Source organism: Pseudomonas sp. GM24, assembly GCF_000282235.1.
Taxonomy (GTDB): Bacteria; Pseudomonadota; Gammaproteobacteria; order Pseudomonadales; family Pseudomonadaceae; genus Aquipseudomonas.
Map to the genome: position 1 here is coordinate 1 of NZ_AKJR01000004.1, position 3,243 is coordinate 3,243.

Annotated in this window: 5 protein-coding genes and 1 pseudogene; 4 read left to right on the top strand and 2 right to left on the bottom strand. The window is 59.2% G+C overall.

Annotated features, from left to right (window positions below; genetic code table 11):
* Window positions 1-368 (bottom strand): annotated as a pseudogene (locus tag PMI23_RS00150) (2,3-bisphosphoglycerate-independent phosphoglycerate mutase); the annotation flags it as partial.
* A gap of 153 nt (window positions 369-521) precedes the next feature.
* Between PMI23_RS00150 and PMI23_RS00155 the strand changes: the two are divergent.
* From PMI23_RS00155 to secB, 3 genes are read left to right on the top strand one after another with little or no spacing between them, the layout of a single operon-like run.
* Window positions 522-935 (top strand): rhodanese-like domain-containing protein, encoded by a 414-nt coding sequence (locus PMI23_RS00155; RefSeq protein WP_007909228.1) that lies wholly within the window; start codon window positions 522-524, stop codon window positions 933-935.
* Window position 936: 1 nt separating this feature from the next.
* Window positions 937-1,191, top strand: a complete 255-nt coding sequence (grxC, locus tag PMI23_RS00160; RefSeq protein WP_007909231.1) for a glutaredoxin 3 — start codon at window positions 937-939, stop codon at window positions 1,189-1,191.
* Window positions 1,192-1,248: 57 nt separating this feature from the next.
* A complete protein-coding gene (gene secB / locus PMI23_RS00165) occupies window positions 1,249-1,734 on the top strand; it encodes a protein-export chaperone SecB (RefSeq protein WP_007909233.1) in 486 nt (161 codons plus the stop codon).
* A 123-nt stretch (window positions 1,735-1,857) separates the two neighbouring features.
* Here the strand turns inward: secB and PMI23_RS00170 are convergent, their stop codons facing one another.
* Window positions 1,858-2,313, bottom strand: a complete 456-nt coding sequence (locus PMI23_RS00170; RefSeq protein ID WP_007909235.1) for a tRNA (cytidine(34)-2'-O)-methyltransferase — start codon at window positions 2,311-2,313, stop codon at window positions 1,858-1,860.
* Between PMI23_RS00170 and PMI23_RS00175 the strand changes: the two genes are divergently transcribed.
* Window positions 2,312-2,752: a hypothetical protein gene (locus tag PMI23_RS00175; protein ID WP_042704855.1), complete on the top strand. Its 441-nt coding sequence runs from the start codon at window positions 2,312-2,314 to the stop codon at window positions 2,750-2,752. The genes PMI23_RS00170 and PMI23_RS00175 overlap by 2 nt on opposite strands.
* The last annotated feature ends 491 nt before the right edge of the window (window positions 2,753-3,243 follow it).

The window sequence follows — 3,243 nt, forward strand, 5'->3', positions numbered from 1 at the left end:
CCGCCATCGGACAGCAGACCCATGAAGTGCACGGCTTTACCAGCGGCCACGGCTTTATCCACAGCGGCGCAGATGGTCGGGTTCTCGAAGAACTCGCCGTCGCGGATCGATTTGGTCACACGCGTGAAGTCCTGATACACCACGCGACCGGCGCCAAGATTCATGTGGCCGACTTCGGAGTTGCCCATCTGGCCGTCCGGCAGGCCGACGTCCATGCCGCTGCCCGAGATCAAGCCGTTTGGCACGCTGGCCCAGAGGCGATCGAGAACAGGCTTCTTCGCCGCAAAAACGGCATTGGATTCGGGGCTGTCGCTGTGACCGAAGCCGTCGAGAATCATCAGGACCAAAGGTTTAGGCGTAGTCGTCATGGAATCCACTCGTGGCTAATAAAGAAGAGGGCGATGGAAAAGGGAGTTGGAGTTTAAAGCTAAGTTCCGACCGCGTCACCGCCGGACGGGGTTTGGCCGACCATAGTGGCTGTGTATACTGGCCGACATTTTAACGCCCTGGAACCTCCTTCGATGGTTGCTCACCTGATTGAATTTGCCACTAACCACTACATTCTTGTCGGTATCTTCGTCGTACTGCTGGCTCTGCTGCTGGCGCACACGATGCAGGGCGGCGGTAAAAGCCTGAGCACCGGCGAGCTGACCGCGCTGGTCAACAAAGATGCAGGCGTGGTGGTGGACATCCGTCCGGCCAAGGATTTCGCAGCCGGCCACATTGTTGGCGCGATCAATATTCCCCAGGACAAACTGGCTGCGCGCATTGGTGAGCTGGAAAAACACAAGGCCAAGACCATCATCCTGGTCGACGCCCTGGGCCAGACCGCCGGCACCCACGCCCGCGAACTGATGAAATCCGGCTTCACCGCCGCCAAGCTGTCCGGCGGGATCTCCAGCTGGAAAGGCGACAACCTGCCGCTGGTGAAGTGATATGAGCGAAGTCATCGTCTACTCCAGCGACTACTGCCCTTATTGCTCGCGCGCCAAGTATCTGCTCGAGAACAAAGGCGTGGCCTTCAAAGAGATCAAGGTCGATGGCAAGCCGCAGGTGCGCGCCGAAATGGCCCAGAAAGCCGGACGCACGTCCGTGCCGCAGATCTGGATCGGCAGCAAGCACATCGGCGGTTGTGATGATTTATTTGCCCTGGAGCGCGCCGGCAAACTCGACGCGCTGCTCAAGGCCTGAACGGCTGCACCCACGTACAGCAATCCCTTAAAGACCCGAGATCAGAAAGGATCTGAGATGACTGACCAACAGAACACTGCAGCCAGCGAAGAAGAAACCGCACCGCAATTCTCCTTGCAGCGCATCTACGTACGCGACCTGTCCTTCGAAGCCCCGAAAAGCCCGGCGATCTTCCGCCAGCAGTGGGATCCGGCGGTCGCGCTGGATCTGAACACTCGCCAGAAAGCACTGGAAGGTGATTTCTACGAAGTTGTGCTGACCCTGTCCGTCACCGTGAAAAACGGTGAAGAAGTCGCCTTCATCGCTGAAGTGCAACAGGCCGGTATCTTCCTGATCAAGAACCTGGACGCGGCCTCGATGAGCCACACCCTGGGTGCGTTCTGCCCGAACATTCTGTTCCCGTACGCGCGCGAAACCCTGGACAGCCTGGTGACCCGTGGTTCGTTCCCGGCGCTGATGCTGGCCCCGGTGAACTTCGACGCTCTGTACGCGCAAGAACTGCAGCGCATGCAGGAAAGCGGCGAGACGCCAACCGTTCAGTAAGACGGTTTAGCGGCACCCATGTGGGAGCGAGCCTGCTCGCGAAGAGGGCGTGTCAGAAGACAGTTTTGTCGACTGATACACCACTTTCGCGAGCAGGCTCGCTCCCACATTTGTTTTGTGGTGTCACTTGAAGTCGTTCTGGCGCCAGGCTTCGTACACTGCGACCGCAACGGTGTTGGACAGGTTCAGGCTGCGGCAGCCTTCGCGCATCGGCAGGCGCAGGCGCTGTTCCGGCGGCAGCGCGTCGAGCACTTCCGGCGGCAGGCCACGGCTTTCCGGGCCGAAGATGAACGCATCGCCAGGAACAAACGCGGCATCATGAAACGGCCGCGAGCCTTTGGTGGTGAACGCGAACAGCCGCGGGTTGCCAAGGCTTTCCAGGCAACTGGCCAAGTCTGCGTGACGCTGCAGCGTGGCATATTCGTGATAGTCGAGACCGGCGCGGCGCAAGCGCTTGTCGTCCATCTCGAAGCCCAGCGGTTCGATCAAATGCAGGTGGCAGCCGCTATTGGCGCACAGCCTGATAACGTTGCCGGTATTCGGCGGAATTTCTGGTTGAAAAAGGATGACGTGAAACATGCACGGCTCCGAAGGTAAAGATGAGCGGCATTCTACGCCGCCTGTGGACAACCGTTCGAAACTATTGCCGCGAGTCATCGGTTCGCTGGCGATTGTCGGCGTGATGATCGGTTTGATGATCGGCCGCCTGACCACGCCGGATCCGACTGTGCTGCAACAAGTCGAGGTGTCAGAGCAGGGGTTGGTGGTGTGGTTCAACAACGAACCCAAGCTGCACGGTGAAATCATCGATGGCACGGTGGCGCTATTGTTTCAGGCGGATGGCCAGGCGCAGAAGGGGCAACTCAAGCTCAACGGCAGGGACGTGAACTGGCGCACGCGAATGAGCGATGGCGGGTTGTTGTTGACCGTATTGGCAGCGCGGCCGCTGAAGGGTAATTGGGTCGGCAGTGAGGTCGATGACCGCTGGCGGCTGGAGATACGCTTGCAAACGAACTGATCGGAGTACTGCTGTCCTTCTCGACGTACTCCTACGCTTATTGACGTCGTTTCCCACTACGCTTGTCTGCCTTTCCACTCTCCTTGAATGCTTGCGCACGCTATCGTGCGTTCCTCTTTTAAACCGGCAGGATGCCGAAAGTCTTCGCCCCTTGCACGACTGCCAGGGGCGATTTTTTCAAGGATGAAAAAAATGCCAATAAAACCACCTGCCGGGGGCAGAACCCACGTGAAAGTGGATGCTTCGACCAGTCCAACCCGACCGGCCGACGTGGACATTCCGCTCCCCGGCCCATCGGGCCGCAGAGGTTCCGGTTCAGGACTCTCCGCCGATGATTGGCAGCCGCGTGCCGGGTCGTCCAGGGCTGTTGACGCAGATGCCACTGGTGCGACTCCGGCGGTTATTATTCACGCGACCCCCGTTGACGCACGTTTGCTCGCGCCTCAACCGACGCTGGACCATTACGTAATCAATGCCCGGGCGTTACTTCC